Source organism: Shewanella sp. NKUCC05_KAH (genome assembly GCF_019345585.1).
GTDB classification, from domain to species: domain Bacteria; phylum Pseudomonadota; class Gammaproteobacteria; order Enterobacterales; family Shewanellaceae; genus Shewanella; species Shewanella oncorhynchi.
In genome coordinates, this window is sequence record NZ_JAHKQZ010000015.1 from 68399 (window position 1) to 85415 (window position 17017).

Genomic DNA, 17017 nt, shown 5'->3' on the forward strand with positions numbered 1-17017 from the left:
CTTACCTTACATCTAAACCCTATATTAAAATCAGACTGTCACTGATTAAGCCGCCCTCACATCTAGGTCAGGTTAAACGTCAAACCCCTTATGCAGCTCAGCTTGCTTTGCCAACAGGGCAAAGAATGCAGCTTTGGGCATAGGCTTATAAAATAAATAGCCTTGAATTTCTTGAATATGATTCGCCATTACAAATTTTAGCTGGGACTCAGTTTCTACCCCTTCTGCCGTCACAGTTAAATCTAACGCATGGCTTAAACGCACTATGGCCTCCACCAACGCTTCGGGACGTTTGCCTTCATCTAATCTGTCGATAAAGCTCTTATCGATTTTAATTTGATCGATAGGAAAATTAGCTAAATAAGATAGAGATGAGTAACCCGTCCCAAAGTCATCTAAGGAAATTTTAATCCCTTTAACTCGCAAACCATTAAGTACATCAATAAGATACGTATGCTGCTTCATCAGCAAAGATTCAGTGATCTCAAGGGTTAATCTGTCATAGGGGAAATCTGTCACCTCAAGTTGCTCGATAATCGCAGCAAAGGATTCCACAAAGGCATCTTGTAGTTCATGGGACCAAAACTCAAAAGTCGAGACATTCACCGATAAATTAATGGGCCAATTTCGCTCCTGCATCTCTAAAATAGTCTGCATAGCACCAAGGCGAACATCTCGACCAATATCAACGATTAAACCACTGTTCTCAGCGATGGGAATAAATTCATCGGGTGGAATAAACGTTCCTTCATGCTGCCAGCGCAGCAGCACTTCAGCACGGACAATCAAGCCTGTGGTCGCATTGACTATGGGTTGGTAATAAAGCTCGAAGGTATGCTGATCTAATGCCTGCTTAAGCTGATTATGAAGGCTAGCAACACGCTCGGCATTTAGCTGCATTTGTTCAGTAAAAAAATGATATCGATTGCGGCCATTTGCCTTAGAAATATACATGGCCTGATCGGCACAATTTAACAACTGTTCAAGATCGAGGGCATCTTCAGGAAAACGTGCAATCCCTATACTTACCGAGCTATAAACGCCTTTTCCATCGGCTAGCACATAATGTTTTGCCACATTTTTGTTAATTGTATCTGCAATTTGTGCCAATTCTTTCTGGTTAACAACCCCAGGTAATAGCAAGGCAAACTCATCCCCTCCTAAGCGTGCAAACACCATAGTGTCATCGACACACTCGCTGATCTGTTTAACCACTTGCACTAACAGTGCATCACCTTTGTCATGGCCATGGGTGTCGTTGACTTGCTTAAAGTTATCTAAATCCATCAACATAAAACTAAAGCCGGGTGTCAAACTGTCGGAGGTAATTAACGCTTGGATCTGCTTGAATAACGCATTGCGGTTAGCAAGTCCCGTAAGAGAGTCATTATTGGCCTGATACTTAATCAGCTGCGCCGCTTTCTTACGTTCACTAATGTCTGAAAATAGCCATGCAAAACAGGGTTGCTGACCATTGGACTCTCGGAAGGTCGTGACGATAAGGTCAAGATAAAACTCCTCGCCATTTCCCCTAAGACCCACCAACTCACCCTGCCACATTCTGTCCTGAGCTAAATGCTCAAATAACCCCACTAATTCATTAGATTGGGATGATGCTAAAAAAATCTTAGGGTGAAAGTTAGCGATATCAGTATCTTGAGGAATAACTATATGTCTGAAAGCGGGATTAGCATAGAGAACTGCATCGTCAGAATTGGAAATAACCAGAGCAAGGGGTAACCGGTCAAAAATTTTCACAGCTAAATGCTGAAATTCCATTGCACGGCTGCGTTCAATGGCTAAACTCGCCAGTCTTGCCGCCTCAGAAATGAGTTCTAAATCCTGCTCTGTTGGGGACTTTATCGTATCATAATACATGGCAAATGTGCCTAGCACTTTACCATGAGTATCTTTGATAGGTTCTGACCAGCAAGATTTAAGACCTGCACGTAATGGCAGTTCTTTATAATTAACCCAGTAAGGATGTTGAGCGATATCTTCAACGATAACACGCTGCGCATAATAGGCAGCCGTGCCACAAGAACCCACATTGGGGCCAATTTCGACACCATTAATGGCTTGATTGTAACTTTCGGGTAAATTGGGGGCAGCACCTAATAACAGACGTTTACCGTCAGCACTGAGCAGTAACACAGACCCTCTGGTTCCTACTTTTTGAGCTTCGATTTTTAAGACTAAGGCGTGCAAGATTTCATGTAGCGGTGCGCCATTGAGCAGCATAGAAAGAATACTGCTATAACAAGCTATGCTGACATTGTGGGCGAGTTTAACGTCTGCATGATCGAGCAGATCTGGAAGGTTAACGCCGTACGCCATAATTTCCTTAAGAGCAAAGTTGCAATATAAATACTGATTAACAATGTTAAATATTTATAACTTATAAGAAATTCTAGGCATTAATGTTAATTAAGTAAACCCTTTACCTGCGCGGTAAAAGGTTTACTTTAGTCTAAAAAGCAATGCTTTATTCTTGAATACGTTCAAGTTTAGCAAGGTAAAAGCCATCAAAGCCGCTATCGGCTGGGCTGATGCTTTCATCCTCAATCAGGCGAAAGTTGGGGTTCTCGGCTAAAAACGCATCCACTTGACCGCGGTTCTCGCAAGGGAAGATAGAACAAGTCGCATAGACGACTATGCCACCGACTTTGACCATGCGGCTGTAACTGTTCAAAATGTGTTTTTGCAGTTCCATTAACACGGGTAAACGCTCTACGGTATCACGCCATTTTGCATCGGGATTACGCTTTAATACACCCAAACCAGAGCAAGGCACATCAAGCAATACCCTATCGGCACTGAGCTTTAAGCGTTTAATGGTTTTACTGCTGGCGATAACACGGGTTTCGACATTGTGTGCCCCATTACGACGGGCACGCTCTTTGAGTTTGTCGAGTTTCCATTGCTCCACATCCATGGCCAACAAGCGTCCTTTACCCTGCATTTGCGCAGCTATGTGTAAGGTTTTACCGCCCGCGCCTGCGCAAGCATCAATCACTTTCATGCCTGGCTTGGCATCAAGCGCCGCAGCTACGCGCTGAGAGCCCGCATCCTGCTGCTCGAATAAGCCATCTTTAAAGCTTTGTGTACGGAACAAGGCAGAATCGGAGGTCACTTCAAGGGCGGAATCAACCCCATCAACACAGAGCGTGCTCACAAACTCGGCAGCAAGCTTAGCGGCCAGTTCATCACGAGTCACCTTAAGGCTATTAGCGCGTAAAAAACGTTTCGGCACTGTACTTAACGCGGCGCGCTCTTTTTCCCAAGACTCACCTAGTTGCTCACGGCCCATAACATCGAGCCACTCAGGGCAACCGTCCCACAACACAGGCTTAGTTTTCGCTTGCTCGGTGCGCTCAGCTAAACGCGCCTCATCAACTTGCAACGAATATTGCATTTTAGGCAATTCAAGCCCATGGAATAAATGCCAGGCATTAAGCAATTTAGAGCCAAAACGCTCCATCTCATCTGGGCTGATTTCCGCCAGATAACAATATAGATTTAAACGACGTAGGATATCACCCGTCGTTAATGCGATACGCGCCTGCTCGGCGGGTACTAATTGCAACCCAGAAAAATGCTGAGAATAGGCCCGATCTAAGGGTTTTCCTTGGCTCAGCACCATAGTTAAGATACTGATCACTAATTCGTTCGAGCTGGCAGAAAGCGGAGAATTCAACATTTAAAAGGTCACCATGAATGATAAAACCGGAGGATCATAGGAGGTCAGGCCCTAATACGCAAGCGTGCTGGCGCCGAGTTAAGGTTAAAGCCATAAAAAAAGCGATCCTAAGATCGCTTTTTTGCCACTGTCAGTTTAACCCATTACATTTTTGAGCCTTTAGCCCCGTAGAACAGGATAAAACCATAACAAATCACGGGCAGAATAAAGGCGAGCTGAACGCCAAGATTATCCGCTAACATGCCTTGGAATAAAGGCAAAATCGCGCCGCCCACAATCGCCAAACACAGAATGCCACTGCCCTGTGAAGTGTGTGGACCTAAATCACGAAGCGCTAAGCTGAAGATCGTTGGGAACATAATCGAGTTAAATAATCCCACCCCAAGGATTGCCCACATGGCAATGCTGCCACTGGTTGTCATCGCTGCAACCACAAGTAGCGCCGCCATAAAAGCATTAAATGCAAGCACTGAGCCTGCTGGTACTTTTTGCATCACCACAGAGCCAATGAAACGTCCCACCATAGCACCGCCCCAATAATAGGCGATGTAATGGGCGGCTTCGGCTTCTGGCATATCCGCTATATGGCTTTCACCTAAGAAGCTGACTAAGAAGCTACCGATAGACACTTCTGCGCCGACATACACGAAAATACCCACAGCGCCGAGCACTAAGTGCTTGCTTTGTAAGGCACTGGTTTTACCTAGATGGGTCTGAACTTCACCTTGAACACTTTCATCATGCTCACGGATCACAGGTAAATCTAACTTCGCAAAAATCAGCGCTAAAATTGCCAAGGCGCCAGAAAGTAACAGGTATGGCAGTTTAACCACTTCCGCTTCAGCACTCGCTTGGGCTAAATCGCCTGATACTGAACTGGCAACAGAAAGAATTAACATAGCACCAAAAAACGGCGCGACCGTTGTGCCTAAGGCGTTGAACGCTTGCGTTAAATTCAAACGACTCGACGCAGTTTCGCGACTGCCTAAGGCATTGACATAAGGATTGGCTGCCACTTGCAGGATTGTGATGCCTGATGCCAAAACAAATAATGCACCGAGGAACAAGTTGTAAGTAGCGAGGGCCGCCGCAGGATAAAACAGCGCACAACCAATACTTGCAATCACGAGACCTGTAACAATTCCCTTTTGATAACCCAGCTTTTTCACTAAGTTACCCGCTGGGATTGAGACTAGAAAATAAGCACCGAAGAAACAAAACTGGATCAACATGGCTTGAGTATAATTCAGTGAAAACACCGCTTTAAGATGCGGGATCAGAATATCGTTCAAGCAGGTGATAAAACCCCACATAAAAAACAGTGAAGTCAATGAGATCAAGGCAAAACGATAACTGCCCGACCCATTTTCGCCAGTGCTGCTCGTGTAGCTACCGGTATTAATTGATGACGCCATAGTTATTCTCTCTGTATGTTTTTATTATCAGGAACTAATTAAGGTTACATTCCCCATGGTGCCCGTGGGCGGGTTTATATCAAACTGTGGGCTTGGGATCCCGTATCTATAACACTTCAACCGAATAAAAATGAATCATTTTCACTTTAACACTGCATAAAAGCTGGTAAATGCCGAAAACTTCAGCTGATTGTGTTCTATTTGTGCGGTTTTAAGGCCGTGTCCCGTCAGCGACTCACTGATTTCAAATGCAGAGAAATCAAACTCGACCTCGGTATCACCTAAATTGAATCCCACGAGCACTTTTATATCACCTAAGGTGCGAACAAAGGCCAAAATGGGCTCCTTTGTATCAACAAATTTAATATCACCTTCAACTAACACTGGGTGTAACTTACGCCAAGCCAGAAAACGTCGATAACCATTGAGCATAGAATCAGCATCAGATTCTTGTACATCCACAGCTAACGCTTGGTGCGCAGGTGGAATTGGCAGCCAAGGAGAAACATCACTAAAGCCACTAAAGTCAGCGCCTTGCTGCCACGGCATTGGCGTACGGCAACCATCACGCCCCTTAAACATAGGCCAAAATGTTTTGCCAAAGGGATCTTGCAGCTCATGGTATTCAATTGGCGCCTCGGTTAGACCGAGTTCTTCACCTTGATAACTACATATACTGCCGCGCAGCGAACTTAGCATGGCATTGAGCATTTTGACCATGTCTGAATTCTGCTTACCTTGCCCCCAACGACTCGCTACGCGCTGCACATCATGATTGCCGATAGCCCAACATGGCCAGCCATCACCTATGCTCGCTTCCAAAGCCTCTACGGTTTGGCGAATATAACTTGCGCTGTAATCATCAGTCAGCAGCTCAAAACTGTATGCCATATGCAGGCGATCTTCGCCCTTAGTGTAGGCAGCCATTACAGCCAAAGAATCTTCGGCAGAGACTTCGCCTAAGGTCACCGCTCCTGGATAGCGATTGATGAGCTTTCGTAAATCTTCAATAAAAGCGATGGTTTGCGGACGGTCATTATTGTAGTAATGGTATTGATAAGCGTAAGGGTTATCTTCACTGAAACCACGGCCCTGACGTTTATCCTTAGGCTTTGCCGGATTATCCCTGAGCAGTTCATCGTGATAACAGAAGGTAATGGCATCTAAGCGGAAGCCATCTACCCCCTTTTTAAGCCAAAATTCAACGTTATCCAGCACAGCTTGGCGCACTTCGGGATGATGGAAATTAATATCGGGCTGACTACGCAGGAAGTTATGTAAATAGTATTGCTGTCTGCGCGGTTCCCACTCCCAAGCACAACCGCCGAAAATCGCGAGCCAGTTGTTAGGCGCTGTACCGTCTTCCTTAGGATCTGCCCACACATACCAATCCGCCTTGGGATTCGAACGGTTTTCGCGGCTCTCAATAAACCACGCATGTTGGTCCGAGGTATGACTTAATACTTGATCAATAATGACCTTAATACCTAAACCGTGGGCTTTTTCAATCAATTCATCGAAATCATGCATAGTGCCAAAAAGAGGGTCTACTTCGCGGTAATCACTAATGTCGTAGCCAAAATCTGCCATAGGAGATTTAAAGAAAGGTGAAATCCAGATGGCATCGACATTAAGACTCGCAATGTAATCCAGCTTTATGATAATGCCGCGTAAATCCCCGACGCCGTCACCATTGGTATCTAAAAGGCTACGCGGATAAATTTGGTAAATCACTGCACCACGCCACCACGTTAACTCACTCATTGTTGCCCCTTTATCATTATTCTACAGCGAACTTTCCCTAACACACTCAAGCAAACAGTTATCGTTTTGTTACTGCAGAGTAAAGTCATCGCGGCTTATTTTGTGTTACCGAGCATACGTGAAGAGGGAAATAAGGTTCAATACACCTGCATACGTATGCAGAAAATACAGCCAATAGTCACATGGCATCACAATGAAATTTACTTTTTAGTAACAGTCACTTGATTACAAAATAAAATCATTTTATTCCCTGAGTTCACCCCCTATCACAGTCTATTCTTAACTCTGCTAGGCATTGAATACGTATGCACTCTGTTGTTCAGCTAAGAAACTCGGGAGTAGTATCTTCACCGTTGCATAACAATTTGGTCATAAACGCAGCACTTATGCAGTCAATTAAGCGCCCATATACCAAAAAAAGGCCGCAAACATAACGCGGTGATAACGATAAAACGCTCTACAAAGCGATAAAGCGACTCCAAGGGGAAGAGAGATATGATGCGATTTAAACCCAGTTTGCTAACCTTAGCGCTCATCGCCGCAGGTGCCAGTATGCACTCCTATGCGGCAGATGAAGTGACCACAGATAAGGAAGCAAAAGCAAAAGAAGCTGCTATTGAGGTTATTGAAGTTAAAGGCTTTAGAACCAGTGTCATCAAATCACTAAATGATAAACGCTTTGGAGATACCGTCTCTGAATCGATTTCAGCAGATGATCTTGGCGCCCTTCCCGATCAGTCAATCGCTGATGCACTGACTCGCTTACCAGGCGTGACCGCAGTGCGCACTGGTGGACAAGCAAGCGGCCTCAATATTCGAGGTCTTGATGGTGATTTCGTCTTTGCAACGCTTAATGGACACGAACAAGTGACAACGGGCGGTAAACGCGCGATTGAGTTTGACCAATATCCATCCGAATTAATTAGTCAAGCCGCCGTCTATAAAACACCAAAAGCCTCGCTGATTGAAGGTGGCGTCGCCGGTACGGTAGAATTAAAAACCGCAGATCCCTTAAAAAGCGACAAAGACCAATCATTTAATATCAATGCTCGCGGCAGTTTTAATGACAGAGCGGATGAGATTTCCGATGCCGATCAATATGGCAACCGTCTTAGCTTTGCCTATCAAGGCAAATTCCTTGAAGATACACTCGGTGTGGCGCTAGGCTATGCTCATTTGTACCAACCTTATGTTGCCAGTCAATTCATTGGTTTACGTTTCAACGACGATAAAAAAGATGTCAATGGTGACGGTGTTGCCGAATCAATCAGTGAAGGTTTTGAGTTACAGCAAAAAGGCGGTGATGATACACGTGATGGTTATATGGCTGCTATCCACTGGCAACCAACAGACAATTTCAGTGTAAAAAGTGATTTATTCCATTCAAAATTCACTTCCGAAAACTTTGCCCGAGGCTTTCGCGTTAAGTCATTAAAAAACGGTACTATTAGTGATGCGGTTGTCGAAAATGGTTCTATGACAGGCGGAACGGTATCAACTGATGGTACTGATAACTTTGCCGTTTTTGTTATCAATGATAACGACTCAAAATATTCAGAACTGACATCAGGCTCAGTCAATATTGAGTGGAATAATGGCGGCGCATTAACTGTCGCAGGTGATGTGAGCTATTCAAAAGCCGATGGTGAGTTCGTCAACGGCGGCACTCGTGCCGTTTTATATGATGATATAGGTAATGAAGTACGCTCAGCCGAATCAATTAATTACCAACTACATGGTTTAAGCCCAGCCGATGTCAGTTTTTCAAACGACTATACCAACACCGCGACCTTGGGTTTAAAAGAAGTGGGTATGTGGCCATACGATCAACAAAATGATCTTGTCGCCTACAAGTTAGACTTTAACTATGCATTAGATTCTGGTTTCTTAACTTCAGTTGATTTTGGTCTGCGCTACTCAGAACGTGAGTTTAATGCGCAACGTTCACAAGCCGGTTATGGTTTTGAATTTGGTAAAAACCCAACTAACCAGCCGGTGCTTCAAATGAACACTGACATGACAAATGTCGTCAACTTTGGCGGTGAATTATCAGGCTACCCTAACTTCCTTTCCGTTGATTTCAACAAAGCCATTGAGCTGGTTAACGCGCAGTTAGCGGCAACAGGACAATCCCCTTTCACCCCGACAGCAAATTGGTCTAATAACTGGACCATGATCCAAAGCGGTTCGGTCAATGAAGATGTATTAGCTGGCTATGTCCAAGGTAATCTCGAGTTTGACTTAGGCGATATGAAAGTCACGGGTAACGTGGGCGTGCGTGTTGTTCAAACAGATCAAAGCAGTAAAGGTCTACAACAAGTTGGCTATGGCCTAGGTGAAGCGATTACTGATGAACTTGGCGTGATCAGTACCGATTATATCCGTAACGAGATAGGTAAAACCTATACCGATTATTTACCGTCACTCAACTTAACTTTCCACCTCACTGAAAATGATCAACTGCGCTTTGCTGCAGCCTCTGTGATGTCACGTCCTCCAATCGACAAGCTAAAGTCAGGCATGGGATCTTGGTATGACGATTCTGCTACACCGGGATACAAAAAGTACAATGCTTGGGGTAACACCAGTCCTCTACTCGATCCGTTCTATGCAGATCAATACGACTTATCTTACGAGCACTATTTTGAAGATTCTGAAGGTGCGGTTGTCGTAGCCTTGTTCTACAAAGATATTAAATCCTTTATCAACAACTTTACAATCCAACCATTTGATTTTGAAGGTAATGGATTTATCGTCCCCGATACTATTATCGATAATGGTGTTGAATTCCCAGTAGTAAAAGATGAAGGTCAATATCAAACTGCGATCAACAACGACAATGGCGGCTACATTCGTGGTGTTGAGTTAGGTTATACCCAAGTCTTTGATTTCCTACCATCGCCACTCAGCGGTCTTGGCTTCACTGGCAGCTACTCGTATTCAGACAGTGAAGTGGAATTTACCACAGATTTAAGTGGTTCAAACTTAACCATTCCATTACCAGGTTTATCAGAAAGCGTACTCAACACCACCTTGTTCTATACTCTGGACGGTTTCGATACTCGCGTCAGCATGAGATATCGTAGCAGCTATGTTTCAGAACAAGTGGCAGTTGAATCACAACTTGCTTTCTTCGATGCCGAAACGATTGTGGATTATCAAGCTTCATACGCTCTGGAAAATGGACTTAAGTTCTTATTCCAAATTAATAACTTAACTGATGAACCGAACAAAACCTATTTTGGTGAAGAACATCAGACAGGAACAATCCAATACTTCGGTAGACAGTACTTCCTAGGGTTAAGTTACTCTTTATAAACTACCCCAAATAAAGCCTGCTTCAATTAAGAAGCAGGCTTTTGCTTATGTAGATTTCAGCATTTCTAACATTCATCATGCCAGCACGTTTTACTTATTTCTCTTTAAAAGGCTTACATTATGATCCGTCAAAACCTAATGATTGCGCTTTATTTATGCTTGGTTTGCTCTTCATTTAATACGGCCTATGCAAACACCTTTGAGCCAGATATATCGACGGACGTTAAGCTTGAACCCGCTTTTTGGTGGGCGGGAATGCAGAATCCTGAGTTACAGCTGATGCTGTATAGCCGCGAACTTCCAAGCTTACCGCAGCAGATTAAGCTTGATATACAAGGAAAAGGCATCACACTTAAAAGCCTTGAGCACACTGATAACCCTCACTATCTGTTTATCAATTTAGATCTGAGCCAAGCTGCGCCGCAAACCTTTGAGCTAATAATTTCCAACACTGACTCGGCTTCACAAACCAACACGCCTCTTTATCGCCTGCCCTATACGTTGCAAGGGCGTGCTAAGGGCAGCCGTGAGCGCCAAGGATTTAGCAATAAGGATGTGATTTACCTTATCACGCCGGACCGATTCGCCAATGGCGACACGAGTAATGACAATCAAGCCGATATGTTAGAGCAAGTCGCAGCTAACTCTCCCAGTAATCTCAACTATCCCGATGCTCGCCATGGCGGCGATATAGCAGGGATCCGCCAGCACTTAGCATATCTGGCAAAACTTGGCGTGACTCAGTTATGGATCAATCCGCTGCTTGAGAATAATCAAGCCCAGTATTCATACCACGGTTACTCAATTACCAATTTATACCGCGTCGATCCCCGCTTTGGCAGCAACGAAGATTATAAAGCCTTAGTCGCTAAGGCTAACAAGCTTGGCCTAGGGGTGATTAAAGATGTTGTGGTGAATCATATCGGCTCTAACCATTGGTGGCTCAACGATTTACCTAGCCAAGACTGGCTGAACGATGCCACAAAAACGCAGCTACATAATCGCAAATCCAAGCCTGACTTGATGCAGTCTGCCGATACTAAATCCAGTGCTATTAAATCCAGCGTTACCAGCCCCCGTTTCACCAGCCATAGGCGCACGACAGTGCAAGATCCCTACGCGGCAGCGCAAGATCATATTGATTTTGTCGACGGCTGGTTTACCGACACTATGCCAGATCTAAATCAAAGCAATCCAAAACTGGCAACCTATCTTATCCAAAACAGTATTTGGTGGGTCGAGTACGCAGGACTTTCGGGGATACGTGAAGATACTTATTCCTACGCTGACAAAGGGTTTCTCGCTAAATGGTCTAAGGCCGTAATGGCTGAGTACCCAAATTTTAATATTGTTGGCGAAGAATGGACCGCAAACCCCATCACAGTGTCCTATTGGCAAAAGGGCAAAATCAATGCCGATGGCTATACCTCAGATTTACCCAGTTTGATGGACTTCCCGCTATATGAAAAATTGATTGCCAGCCTTAATGAGCCAGAAAGCTGGGATACGGGTTTTATCAAGCTTTACGAGATGTTAGCCAACGATGTTGTGTATGCAGAACCTAGTAAGCTAGTGCTATTTGAAGGCAATCACGACACCAATCGTATCTTCAGTTTAGTGAAAGAAAATATAGACTTATACAAGATGGCCCTCACCTATGTGCTGACCGCCAAACGCATTCCGCAGCTGTTCTACGGTACAGAAGTGTTGATGACAAGCCCAACCGAGGGCCGTCACGATGGCGTTGTACGCAGTGATTTTCCCGGCGGGTTTGCCAACAATGCCACGAATGCCTTTACCGGCCAAGGACTGAGTGAACCTCAACAACAAGCGCAGCAATTTATCCGTACCCTACTGAATTACCGTAAACAATCCCCTGCGCTGCAATCGGGCGATTTACTGCACTTTGTGCCGCAGGATGGCATCTATGTGCAATTTCGCTGCTTATTAAATGACCCATTATCAGCTGAACAGAAAGCCGAAGCACTTAAGTCACTAACTCAACACAATTCTCAAACCCAACACAATGCCTGTACTCAGCCCTTAGCCGATAAAGTCATGGTGATTTACAATAAAAATGAAAAAGCAGTCACGCTAGATGTAAACCGCTTTGCCAGTGTACTTGGCGATAACCGCGCCGCTACAGATATCATCAGTGGCAACACAGTTTCACTCAATCAAGCGCTAGCATTGCCCCACGCAGGGGTCACTATCCTTGAGCTTAAAGCCAGACCGCAGCTAAATACTGGCTTACCTAGCCGTCAAACCTCTAATCATATGAGTTACTCAGCTAGCGATTTAACTCAGGCTCAAACAACTCACCCAATCAAAAACTCAACCCTAAAAGGAATTCAGTCTTGAGCTTTTTATCGCCTATCTATTCCCGAGTGATTCAGTGCCCCGAAGAGGCTAAATTTCCCATAGTGGCTTTACTTATAACCAAAGCAGCAAAAACCCAGCAGCGCCGACAGTCATCACTCAGCTTATGTTTAAACGCTCTATTCAGTGCCTCTTTATTAACTGCCTCGCTTTTTAGCTTATCGGCTGATGTGAATGCATCAGCGCTGATGTTTGATAATGAGTTACTACCAAAGTCTGAGAGTGAGGTTATGACGCTTAAACCTGTGGTGTATCAAATCTTTACTCGCCTTTATGGCAATAAAAATCCAACCAACAAACCTTGGGGCACGATTGCCGACAATGGCGTCGGTAAGTTTAATGATATCGACAATGTTGCACTCAATAGCATCAAGGACCTAGGCGTTACCCATGTGTGGTACACGGGCGTTCCCCACCATGCATTGATTGGTGATTACAGCGCGATTGGCGTGAGTACTGATGATCCCGATGTGGTCAAAGGACGCGCGGGCTCACCCTACGCAGTCAAAGATTACTACAACGTCAACCCAGATCTGGCGGTCAATCCCGCCAACCGTTTAGCCGAGTTCGAAGCGCTCATTGCCCGTACCCATCACCACGGCTTAAAGGTGATTATCGATATCGTGCCAAACCATGTGGCGCGCCATTATCAATCCGTTAGTAAACCCCAAGGCGTGCGTGATTTTGGCGAAGATGATGATACCAGTCTGGAGTACGCCAAAAACAACAACTTCTATTACGTTGTTGATAAAGTTGATGTTAATAATGGCTCGGAGGGGGCAAAGGGAAAAGTGCATGCCTTTGAAGTGCCAAGCTTACCCGCAGGACTTAAACCGCTGGGCGGAGAAGCTCACCCCTTAAGTGACGGCAAATTCAACGAATTTCCCGCAAAATGGACTGGCAATGGCTCACGCTTAGCCAAGCCCGATGCCAATGATTGGTACGAGACCGTTAAAATCAATTACGGCGTACGCCCCGATGGCACCTATGACTTCCCTCGCCTGCCAGCCAATTTCGCCACTTTAACGCAGGCGCAGCATTACGCTTTTTGGCAACAACACTTAGCCGAGCTCCCGAGCTCTTGGATTAAATTCAATCAGATTGCGCAGTACTGGCTAGCGAAAGGGGTCGATGGCTTTCGCTATGATATGGCCGAAATGGTGCCAGTGGAGTTTTGGAGCTATCTCAACAGCCAGATAAAACACACAAATCCCGATGCCTTTATCTTAGCCGAGGTCTATAACCCTAACTTGTACCGAGATTATATCCAACTTGGCAAAATGGATTATCTGTACGATAAGGTCGATCTTTACGACACCCTAAAAGCCGTGATGGCGGGTAAAACCAGCACAGCTAATATCGCGGCAGATCAGGAAAAAGTGCAGGATATTGAATCTCACATGCTGCACTTTTTAGAAAACCACGACGAGCAACGTATTGGTAATGCGGCATTTTTAGCATCGCTACACACAAATAAGCCCACGGCAACCCAAGCCGTGAATCCACACTATGCCCTACCCGCTATGGTAGTGTCGGCAACGATAGGCACTTCACCGACGTTAGTGTATTTTGGCCAAGAAGTGGGAGAAGCCGCCATCGACAACCCAGGATTTGGTCATGCATCACGCACCAGTATTTTTGACTATGTTGGCGTCCCTGCCCATCAGCGCTGGATGAACAATGGCAAGTTTGATGGTGGACAATCAACCGTAAAGGAAGCCACTTTGCGGGCTTATTATCAAAAATTACTGAACCTAAACACAGGTAAAAATGTACCTGCGCTCTTAGGAGAATATTACTCGCTCGATGCCGCCAACCGCAGCGCACAAACCGCCACAATGGATACTCATGGCAGTGCAACGGGTTATGATGACAGCACTTTTGCCTTTGTGCGCTTTGAGGAAAATACGACCAATAAAAAGGACCAAAAACTGATTATTGTGAATAACTTTAATCAAACTCAAGCAAAGCCATTATCCCTTAAGCTACCAAAGCCACTTATCGACCAATGGCAGTTAACGGATGGGACCTATCCACTTAAGGATTTGCTGGAAGACAATAAAGCGCAGTTGGTTGTCAAACAAGGTGAAGGACAAGTTCAGATGCAACTTGCACCGCTGTCTTCAGCCATATTCGAGCTGGAAGATTAAACGAGCAAAAGGCCTAGGTGAGCTAAAAAGTGAAATCGACCGATAGCGTCACGCTAAACTGTGACGCTATCTTTTTTTAACCGTTATACTCTCAAACCTTTCTATCTTATTTGATCACCCTTTAAAAATCACAAAGGAAAGCAATGTTACTCGGCATTCACCATGCAGCGATTATTTGCAGCGACTATCAAAAGTCCAAACACTTTTATGTAAACATTCTTGGCCTTACCGTGCTTGCAGAGCATTTCCGTGAGGCACGTAAGTCCTATAAACTTGATTTACAACTGGCCGATAAGAGTCAAATTGAGTTATTTTCATTCGATAATCCACCCAAACGACCAAGCTATCCCGAAGCCTGTGGACTTAGGCATCTCGCCTTTCGCGTAACATCGATTGAAACCGTCATCGAACATCTTCATAGCCATCACATTACCGTTGAACCCGTCCGCATTGACGAATACACAGGCAGAAAATTCACCTTCTTTAGCGATCCCGACGGCTTACCCTTAGAGTTATATGAGCTATAGCACGAGTGAAATAAGGCAACATCGCAGCAATAAGATGAATAAAGCTTAATTACGCTACGGGATAGTCAGCATTAGACTCAATAAAACGACGCAGCCGTTTAACCAATAGTTTAAGTAATCGATTGACCAGTTTGACGCTGTGATAAGGTCAAAGCCTACCTAGGCTAACCATTGAGGAACTCAAGATGTTTGATAATCCAGCATTATTACTATGGAGTTTAGTCTTTAGCCTCTTTGGTCTTGGCTTTTTCACCTATGGCAAACGCCAAGCGGCCCCCATCCCTTTAGCCGTTGGCCTCACCCTGATGATTTATCCCTATTTTGTCACCAATCTCGCGTTACTTATCGCCATCGGCATCGCCCTGATCGCACTGCCGTATTTTGTAAGGATATGATTTGGGGTTTATAGAAATGTGTACGGACAGAAGCTACAAAATAAATGATGAGGCTAATACAACTTGTATACCTCTACACTCATACCACAATAGGTTGATACAAAATCTCAGGCACTCCACGCTTCTTAAGAAAATATTGCGCCGTCTTTGTTATTTTTTCAGTATGAGAGACTGTTTTCACCTGATAATAACCGCTTAAAATTCGCTTAGTCAGCATGACCGCGAAATCATAATGTCTGTCATTATATTTAAGTCCTTAATGTTTCAATCAGCCCATTTAACATAGGGTAAAGGAGTGATAAGAACTTAATACAAAGCTCGAAATAGAAATGGCCAAAACATTGAAACTCCTTTTCATTCACCTCATCCCTGATAAATGGGTTCAACTATTCTCGGCAGATGGTAAAACGGCGCACCGCAAAAATGCCCAATAGTGAAAGTATTAATAAAGATAAGCCACCGCCGCTGTAACCTTGTTTATGTTCTATGGTGGCGACGTGCTCTTCCTTAACCCGAGTTTTAAAGCGGGCAAGCTCGTCATCTAAATTGACTATCATGTCGTTCACCGCAAGCTCAAAGCCCTCGTAGGATTTCTCTCTTAGTGTTGTCGTCACGCCAACAGCGGTTGAACTTTCAGTTAACTGATTAATACCTGGCGCCCTAAATAACATCTTCTGGCTACGCATATCGAAAACGGCTGTATCAACAAAGGTTTGAATCGCATTTTCATTACCGGGGATTAAATACATGCCCACGATAGTCCAATAAAGGATGGCGGATTTGTTCTCGTGGCTTTGCATCAATTGATCGTAAGAAACCAATGCCATAACATCAACATCATGCAGGCGAGCAACCTGCTGCAAGGTTTCAAAACCTTTACCATTTTTAAGATAGGTACTTGGGATCACTTCGATACGATCAATATAGTCATATTTGACAAAGGATTTTTTAACCTTATCAAGTAAGGCCATCTGAGTTCGGCTATCAATTGCATCGGCTTGCCAATGGGACGAAGGCAAGAAAGCGATGCCGACGGTAATAGGTAAACGCAGCACAGGTAAGGATGGCTGCTGGGCTTGGCGACTCTTCTCATCAGGGTATAAATATTCAACTAAGCTACTTGATACCGCATTTTTCTCAGTAGTATTACCGTTAAAAAATGCACTACAACCACCCAGTGAAAGCATTGCGAATGAGGCTATACCACAGGCTATTACCTTAAGTTTCATTTGTTTCCCTACCGTATACATACACTTGCTGTTAATGATGAAAACTGAACCCACAACTAATGCAGATTTTGGATTACCTTATCCACTCATCAGAGTAAAAACAAGCTGTTATGTTCACATATCACAGCATTAATCTTCTT

General features: G+C 44.5%; 10 protein-coding genes. 5 read left to right on the top strand and 5 right to left on the bottom strand.

Going from position 1 to position 17017, the window contains the following annotated elements:
- Positions 1 to 72: 72 nt before the first annotated feature.
- The 4 genes from KO533_RS14340 to KO533_RS14355 all read right to left on the bottom strand — a co-directional run bounded on the left by KO533_RS14340 (position 73) and on the right by KO533_RS14355 (position 6879).
- Positions 73 to 2337 (bottom strand): EAL domain-containing protein, encoded by a 2265-nt coding sequence (locus tag KO533_RS14340; protein ID WP_219254791.1) that lies wholly within the window; start codon positions 2335 to 2337, stop codon positions 73 to 75.
- Positions 2338 to 2485: 148 nt separating this feature from the next.
- Positions 2486 to 3700, bottom strand: a complete 1215-nt coding sequence (locus KO533_RS14345; protein ID WP_028760036.1) for an RsmB/NOP family class I SAM-dependent RNA methyltransferase — start codon at positions 3698 to 3700, stop codon at positions 2486 to 2488.
- Between the two features lie 143 nt (positions 3701 to 3843).
- Positions 3844 to 5115, bottom strand: a complete 1272-nt coding sequence (locus KO533_RS14350) for a sugar MFS transporter (protein ID WP_219254793.1) — start codon at positions 5113 to 5115, stop codon at positions 3844 to 3846.
- 141 nt (positions 5116 to 5256) lie between these two features.
- A complete protein-coding gene (locus KO533_RS14355) occupies positions 5257 to 6879 on the bottom strand; it encodes an alpha-glucosidase family protein (RefSeq protein ID WP_219254795.1) in 1623 nt (540 codons plus the stop codon).
- A gap of 495 nt (positions 6880 to 7374) precedes the next feature.
- Between KO533_RS14355 and KO533_RS14360 the strand changes: the two genes are divergently transcribed.
- The 5 genes from KO533_RS14360 (at position 7375) to KO533_RS14380 (ending at position 15648) form a co-directional block, all read left to right on the top strand.
- Positions 7375 to 10197 (top strand): TonB-dependent receptor, encoded by a 2823-nt coding sequence (locus KO533_RS14360; RefSeq protein ID WP_219254797.1) that lies wholly within the window; start codon positions 7375 to 7377, stop codon positions 10195 to 10197.
- Positions 10198 to 10317: 120 nt separating this feature from the next.
- Positions 10318 to 12558: a glycoside hydrolase family 13 protein gene (locus tag KO533_RS14365; RefSeq protein WP_251073450.1), complete on the top strand. Its 2241-nt coding sequence runs from the start codon at positions 10318 to 10320 to the stop codon at positions 12556 to 12558.
- A complete protein-coding gene (locus KO533_RS14370; RefSeq protein ID WP_219254799.1) occupies positions 12555 to 14726 on the top strand; it encodes an alpha-amylase family protein in 2172 nt (723 codons plus the stop codon). The genes KO533_RS14365 and KO533_RS14370 overlap by 4 nt, the downstream gene beginning before the upstream one ends.
- 143 nt (positions 14727 to 14869) lie before the next feature.
- Positions 14870 to 15253 carry a VOC family protein gene (locus KO533_RS14375; RefSeq protein WP_219254801.1) on the top strand — a complete coding sequence of 128 codons (384 nt, stop codon included), beginning with the start codon at positions 14870 to 14872 and terminating at the stop codon, positions 15251 to 15253.
- Positions 15254 to 15438: 185 nt separating this feature from the next.
- Positions 15439 to 15648 (top strand): hypothetical protein, encoded by a 210-nt coding sequence (locus tag KO533_RS14380; RefSeq protein ID WP_105252424.1) that lies wholly within the window; start codon positions 15439 to 15441, stop codon positions 15646 to 15648.
- A 386-nt stretch (positions 15649 to 16034) separates the two neighbouring features.
- On the opposite strand, the gene rhlP is transcribed toward KO533_RS14380, so the two are convergent.
- On the bottom strand, positions 16035 to 16877 hold the full coding sequence (rhlP, locus tag KO533_RS14385) for a rhombotarget lipoprotein (RefSeq protein ID WP_219254803.1): 843 nt from the start codon (positions 16875 to 16877) through the stop codon (positions 16035 to 16037).
- Positions 16878 to 17017: the final 140 nt, after the last annotated feature.

Excerpts from the sequence above, each read along its gene's own strand:
- KO533_RS14340 (WP_219254791.1), bottom strand. The coding sequence starts at position 2,337 with ATGGCGTACGGCGTTAACCTTCCAGATCTGCTCGATCATGCAGACGTT.
- KO533_RS14355 (WP_219254795.1), bottom strand. The coding sequence starts at position 6,879 with ATGAGTGAGTTAACGTGGTGGCGTGGTGCAGTGATTTACCAAATTTAT.
- KO533_RS14360 (WP_219254797.1), top strand. The coding sequence starts at position 7,375 with ATGATGCGATTTAAACCCAGTTTGCTAACCTTAGCGCTCATCGCCGCA.
- KO533_RS14365 (WP_251073450.1), top strand. The coding sequence starts at position 10,318 with ATGATCCGTCAAAACCTAATGATTGCGCTTTATTTATGCTTGGTTTGC.
- KO533_RS14380 (WP_105252424.1), top strand. The coding sequence starts at position 15,439 with ATGTTTGATAATCCAGCATTATTACTATGGAGTTTAGTCTTTAGCCTC.
- rhlP (WP_219254803.1), bottom strand. The coding sequence starts at position 16,877 with ATGAAACTTAAGGTAATAGCCTGTGGTATAGCCTCATTCGCAATGCTT.
- KO533_RS14350 (WP_219254793.1), bottom strand. The coding sequence starts at position 5,115 with ATGGCGTCATCAATTAATACCGGTAGCTACACGAGCAGCACTGGCGAA.
- KO533_RS14345 (WP_028760036.1), bottom strand. The coding sequence starts at position 3,700 with ATGTTGAATTCTCCGCTTTCTGCCAGCTCGAACGAATTAGTGATCAGT.
- KO533_RS14375 (WP_219254801.1), top strand. The coding sequence starts at position 14,870 with ATGTTACTCGGCATTCACCATGCAGCGATTATTTGCAGCGACTATCAA.